At 41.3% G+C, this 5,166-nt stretch carries 13 protein-coding genes; 4 read left to right on the plus strand and 9 right to left on the minus strand.

Annotated elements, in window-relative coordinates:
* A partial coding sequence (locus Q0135_RS02475; protein ID WP_297987977.1) for a hypothetical protein occupies positions 1–473 on the minus strand: 473 nt, incomplete at its 3' end.
* Between the two features lie 129 nt (positions 474–602).
* Between Q0135_RS02475 and Q0135_RS02480 the strand changes: the two genes are divergently transcribed.
* On the plus strand, positions 603–938 hold the full coding sequence (locus tag Q0135_RS02480; protein WP_297987979.1) for a type II toxin-antitoxin system RelE/ParE family toxin: 336 nt from the start codon (positions 603–605) through the stop codon (positions 936–938).
* Positions 939–973: 35 nt separating this feature from the next.
* Entirely contained in the window at positions 974–1,252 is a 279-nt protein-coding gene (locus Q0135_RS02485) for an XRE family transcriptional regulator (RefSeq protein ID WP_297987981.1), read from the plus strand.
* Between the two features lie 82 nt (positions 1,253–1,334).
* On the opposite strand, the gene Q0135_RS02490 is transcribed toward Q0135_RS02485, so the two are convergent.
* The 8 genes from Q0135_RS02490 to Q0135_RS02525 all read right to left on the minus strand — a co-directional run bounded on the left by Q0135_RS02490 (position 1,335) and on the right by Q0135_RS02525 (position 4,400).
* Positions 1,335–1,538 carry a BrnA antitoxin family protein gene (locus Q0135_RS02490; protein WP_297945481.1) on the minus strand — a complete coding sequence of 68 codons (204 nt, stop codon included), beginning with the start codon at positions 1,536–1,538 and terminating at the stop codon, positions 1,335–1,337.
* On the minus strand, positions 1,535–1,825 hold the full coding sequence (locus Q0135_RS02495) for a BrnT family toxin (RefSeq protein WP_297921088.1): 291 nt from the start codon (positions 1,823–1,825) through the stop codon (positions 1,535–1,537). Before Q0135_RS02495 ends, Q0135_RS02490 begins: the two co-directional genes overlap by 4 nt.
* A gap of 115 nt (positions 1,826–1,940) precedes the next feature.
* Positions 1,941–2,423 carry a DUF2335 domain-containing protein gene (locus Q0135_RS11395; protein WP_367178669.1) on the minus strand — a complete coding sequence of 161 codons (483 nt, stop codon included), beginning with the start codon at positions 2,421–2,423 and terminating at the stop codon, positions 1,941–1,943.
* Positions 2,362–2,565, minus strand: a complete 204-nt coding sequence (locus Q0135_RS02505; protein ID WP_297921095.1) for a hypothetical protein — start codon at positions 2,563–2,565, stop codon at positions 2,362–2,364. Before Q0135_RS02505 ends, Q0135_RS11395 begins: the two co-directional genes overlap by 62 nt.
* A gap of 97 nt (positions 2,566–2,662) precedes the next feature.
* Positions 2,663–2,905 carry a hypothetical protein gene (locus tag Q0135_RS02510; RefSeq protein WP_297987984.1) on the minus strand — a complete coding sequence of 81 codons (243 nt, stop codon included), beginning with the start codon at positions 2,903–2,905 and terminating at the stop codon, positions 2,663–2,665.
* 22 nt (positions 2,906–2,927) lie between these two features.
* Positions 2,928–3,224, minus strand: a complete 297-nt coding sequence (locus Q0135_RS02515; RefSeq protein WP_297921101.1) for a hypothetical protein — start codon at positions 3,222–3,224, stop codon at positions 2,928–2,930.
* Positions 3,221–3,706, minus strand: a complete 486-nt coding sequence (locus Q0135_RS02520; RefSeq protein ID WP_297987986.1) for a hypothetical protein — start codon at positions 3,704–3,706, stop codon at positions 3,221–3,223. The genes Q0135_RS02515 and Q0135_RS02520 overlap by 4 nt, the downstream gene beginning before the upstream one ends.
* A gap of 1 nt (position 3,707) precedes the next feature.
* Positions 3,708–4,400: a S24 family peptidase gene (locus Q0135_RS02525; RefSeq protein WP_297987988.1), complete on the minus strand. Its 693-nt coding sequence runs from the start codon at positions 4,398–4,400 to the stop codon at positions 3,708–3,710.
* A 155-nt stretch (positions 4,401–4,555) separates the two neighbouring features.
* Here Q0135_RS02525 and Q0135_RS02530 point away from each other — a divergent pair, with 155 nt between their 5' ends.
* Entirely contained in the window at positions 4,556–4,801 is a 246-nt protein-coding gene (locus Q0135_RS02530) for a hypothetical protein (RefSeq protein ID WP_297987990.1), read from the plus strand.
* Positions 4,802–4,824: 23 nt separating this feature from the next.
* Positions 4,825–5,166, plus strand: a 342-nt coding sequence (locus Q0135_RS02535; protein WP_297987991.1) for a helix-turn-helix domain-containing protein, incomplete at its 3' end; no start/stop codon positions are given.

A 5,166-nucleotide genomic window follows, 5' to 3' on the forward strand; every position in this document is an offset into this window, starting at 1 on the left:
TGGCGATCAAACGCCAGATCGGTGATCGGGATAAATTTCGTGCGGATCTGCGCGGCTGTTTTGTCATAAAATAGATTGACGATACCCAGCGGCAGATACAGCGCGCTAAGCACGGCTTTGGACAGCCCCACGCGATGCTCTTTCTTTTTCCAATAGTTTTTCAGCACCGCCGTAAGCGCGTTTTGCAGGATTAGATCGTGATCGCTTCGCAGTCCTACCCTCTTTACTTCGATCGGGCAGCGGTCGCTCATAAAGCTAGTTTTGAATACGCTATGGATGATATTTACGGTGGTTTTTACGAGCGGGACGTAAAGCTTTGAGCGGCTTCGCTCCGCGCTCTTGCGCTTGCTCGTGCGGTTGTCTTCTTTATAAACTGCACGATATGCTCGTTCGCAGCGCAGAAATCTCTCTTCCTGCTCCTCAAGATCCCTAAAAGCGCGCTCGATCAGCGAATAATCTTCGTCGTTTGGCATTTTCTACTCCGCAAAAGGGCGTATCCTGCCCGGATTTGACCCTATTTTTTGGATAGCTTATTCCCCCGCGTCCTAATTTTTCTATACTGCGATTTGCTTTTTTGTATCTTTTTTGATACAATTACTGCCATGAAAAGAGTTAAGGCTGTTTTTTATGAAAGCGGAAGCGGCAATGAGCCTGTGCGGGAGTGGTTGTTGGGTTTGGATAGAGAGGATCGCAGGATCATAGGAGAGGATATTGCGACGGTGGAGTTCGGCTACCCGATCGGGATGCCCGTGTGTAGAAGTTTAGGAAATGGACTTTATGAGGTGCGTAGCGATATTTCGGACGGAAAGATTGCAAGAGTGATTTTTATCGTGAAGCGCGGGTATATGGTGCTGCTTCACGGATTTATAAAGAAAACGCAAAAGACGCCGAAACAGGATGTCGATCTGGCGAGCAAGCGCGCAAGGGAATTAGAGTAAAAGTAAGGCTAGCAACAAAAGAAGGAAGAGTGAATATGAAAGTGGAAAATTTAAGTTCGTTTGATGATTTTTTGAAAGAGGATGGGTTTTACGAACAGACGAAAGCCGTGGCGATAAAGCGCGTTATAGCTTATCAGATTGAAGAAGAGATGAGGGCTCAAAACATTACGCAGACCGAGCTCGCGCAGCGTATGAATACCAGCAGAGCCGTCGTATCTAGGCTTTTAAATCCAAAAAATAGCTCTCTTACCCTAAGCACCTTAAGCTCTGCGGTAAGCGCGCTAGGCAAGAAGCTCGACGTCTCGATTATTTAACTATCCGCCGCCGCAGCCATTTAAACTTCGGCGGCGCCGATGAAATGCGGACAAAGCGAGGGCGCGCGTTTTAAGGGCGAATTTATAAAAAATTCGGTTTTAGCCCCTTTGCCGCGCATTCGCTTAAAAACATATTGATAAGCGTTTGATACTTCGCGCCGCTCTGATCGGCAAGGGCTTTAAAATATTCGATCGTCTCGGCGTCTAAATTTATGCTGATCTGCTTTTTGAGCTTTTTTACATACGGATTTTTAACCGATTTGCTAAAATCATACTCTTTTTTCATCGTAACTCCTCGTACTGCTTGGTTTCGCGAGCGGTGGCCTTGCGCGCCGATATGATTCTGATGACCTCGTCCTTTTCACGGTAGCAATGCGCCACGACGAGAATTCTCGCTCGCGCGCTCATACCTAAAATGATAAATCGCTCCTCGTCTTCCGAATGCTCATCGTCGAATATCACGCGCGCAAACTCGTCGGCGAAGACGCTTTTTGCTTCGCCAAAGCTTACGCCGTGTTTGGCTAAATTGATCTCGGCCTTGCGCTTATCGAAGGTAAATTTTATATATTTCATAATTATATTATATAGATTTTTACTTATAGGAAGCTTATGTAATCGCTTCGGATTAGCTAGCGCAAAATTTTAAAATGGATTTTTATTTGTAAATTTCATATGCAAATAAATTTAATTATTTTCGGTCGGTTTCGTTTGGATCTGCTTTTTTTCTGTCTTTATTAAACCATTGAGGCAAAATAGCGATTATCGTCACGATGATACTCCCGCCGGCTATCCAATAATAATCTTTGTAAATGCTATAAAATAAAGAGCCGACCAGGGACAAAATAATAATTGTGGCAAAAATTTGTCCCCTTAGATTAAACTTTACAATCTGCGGCGCCTCCTGCGCTCTTAAGCTCTGTTCCTTCTCTTCGACGGCTAAAATTCTATCCTCGATTTCATGCCTATGCTTCTGATCGTTTTCTAGGTATTGCATAGCCCTTTCCGCGTAATTGGGATCCTTTTGCAAAATCTGGTTGAGTTCCGAAGGGATAACGTTTATATTTAAATTTTGCTGAACTGCCTTATCTATATAGTTTTGAATCGGCTGGCTATTTATTGCCTGCGGATGATTGCTTCTTGGATTTTTTCTCTTTGATCTGCTCTTCGCCATATCTTTTCTCTAGCTCTTTTATTCTCTTTTTGTATATTCTCCTTGATAGGTCGCCCGCCCTATAGATCATATCGCTTTCAAGCGGGAAGGTGGTAAAAGCATTTCTAAATCCTGAAGCAATATATCTTAATGTCTCGCCCATCTTTCATCCTTTCTTGAAATTTTATTATGGAAAGTAATTTTACCAAAAAATCCTTAACCTTCGGTCGTTTTTGTAAATTTCCTCTTGTCGCTAAACATCAGCCCCTTTTGGTTCTATAGCTCTTTGTTTTATAGGGGCTTTTGCTTCCCCTTTTTCCGGTGTAGGGATTGCGGTTTCCCTTCGTAGAGTAGTTATTGAACCTACTGCTATCTTTGTAGCTTCTGTGATGCGACATCACATAAGTGCCGTTCCGCTTTGTATAGCCGCCCACCCGCTGCGCTGCACCCGCGTTCGTTGCGGCAAATATGCAAAAAATAAAAAGTAAAAATAGCTTTTTCATATTCCATCCTTTGTAAAAATTTTTATTGATTTTTTTCTTTCATAAATAGAGCCAAAATAGATATACCAAAAATAAAAAGCCATACACTTATAGCGATCTCTCCGTGAATAGTGAGCTTATCAAGTTTATAATATTCAAGCCCCGCAAACCATAAATGCTGAATAGGCCATATAAACGGGATACCGCTAACAAGACCACCTATAACTGCGGCAATAATGCTATCGTAGATTTTATACATTCCGATTATAGTATTTATGGCGCCTATTAGATGTGCAATAACTATGCCGATGCCGTTTAAAGCCAGAATAACCTGTTTCATTTTTTATCCTCTTGTTTTGGGGTTTTTATAGTTGAAATATCTATGCTCTCGGTGCTCACCCCGTTTTGTCCCGTAATATATCGAACTAATATTTTTTTGCCCTCCATTAGTTGCTTTTGTTGATCTGGGCTTATAAAAAAAGACGCCCTCGTGTTTTTCCCGTAATATCCGGACATTATCTCTGCATCTACATCAAAGAATTGATTTTTATCGATCCTTATCCTTATTATTTGATGGCCAAAGTTTCCTCTTGTGTATTCGACAAGAAATCCGTCTATGTTATCGGATATTATGATATACATATTGGTTTTTTGCGGACGTATCTCTTTTTTCATATGAAAAACGTTTATATTAAAAGTCTCGTCTCCACAACTCGTCCAATGAAATTTTTCATCGGTCATTTTATCTGCGCTCTCGTATAACTTACATTCTGCAAAGACAAAATTTAGCATCACGCATAAAATTAAAGCGATCTTTTTCATTTTAAAACACCTTCATATCTATAGAAAACCTACAAATAACCTTTCCGATCAGCTTCAAATTTTCAACTTCGTCATCTTTTAGCACTATATCTTGATAGAAAGCGTTAAGCGATGTTAGTTTAACGCTGTTGTGCAATTTGTCGCGCAAAAATTTTTTAACATACACGTCCCCAAATAAATTCGCTATTACTATATCGCCGTTCTTTATGTCTGCATTTGCATCTATCAGTATTATGTCGCCGTCCTTCACAAAAGGCTCCATGCTGTCCCCGCTAACCTTTATCATATCATAGGTGCGTTTAGCCGTATCTATACCAAAAACAGATTTTAAAAATGCCCGCCCCACATTTAATACCTCAAAATTTTCGTCATCATTGCCGCTGCCGTAGCCTGCGCTGGCGGTAACGTTTTCAAAATATCTTAGTAGCGTTTGTCCGTGTTGTGCCCTAAGCACATCTATATCTAATTTATATTCCCTACCCTCTTGTTTCGCCTTGTTGTATTTTAACAGCTCTGCATCAAATATTTTCTCACTAGACCCTGCTATTATTAATTCATATTTTTTAGGCAGACTGTTTCTCTGCTTCCAATTTCTTACGGCAAAAACCGAAATCCCCAATTTATTTGCCAGCTCCTCATCAGTAGATACCTCGTAGAGTTCCTTTAAAATCATAACTTTTTCTGTTCCGGTCATCTCTTGCTCCTTTTTTATTATTCAAAATGAATTAAAACTCTTGACAAGTAACTCAAAATGAGTTATAATTGAATTAAAACGAACGAAATTTTTTACCCTTTTTGGGACAAAAATCGCTTAATTATATCAAATCTTTGCGTAAAAGGAGTTAAAAAATGCGCAAGAGTATCGATTTCTACTCTATCGGGGATCGATTAGATCTGATGAGGAGGCTTACCAATCAGAGCCTAAACGACGTGATGTCTTTTCTAAACACGTCTAAATTTATCTATAAAAAGGTTCGCTTTGGCGAGAAGCTTATCCCTTTTGAGTGGGTTATGCGATTTGCCGAAAGATACGGCTTCAGTAGGGATTGGATATACACCGGCGACGGCGAAATTTTTGAGCCGGGCCGCAGGTAGTTCACAAGAGAAGAGGGTTTGTCGTGAATAAAGTAAGCGAAATTTTAACAAGAGCTCGCTTCTTTGCCGGCGTTAAGACCGATGCAGAGCTTAGCGCCCTTTTAAAAATTCCATACGGAACGCTAATCGGCTGGAAGACTAGGAAGAGTATCCCGGAAAGCAGGATCGCGCAGATGGCGCTAATCCTCGGTATACGTCGAGATACGCTCATTCCTGCGAATAAAGAGATAGAAGTCCCACATTCGTGTGAAGGCTGCTGCGGCAGCTGCAATAACAAACCTTCAAACAAAACAAAAGCGCCCAAAGAGCCTGAGTTAAAAGTGTCGAAACATTACGTCCTGCTTAGCACCCTTAGCACCCCGGCG

Origin of the sequence: uncultured Campylobacter sp., assembly GCF_937981295.1 — a bacterium.
Lineage (GTDB): Bacteria > Campylobacterota > Campylobacteria > Campylobacterales > Campylobacteraceae > Campylobacter_B.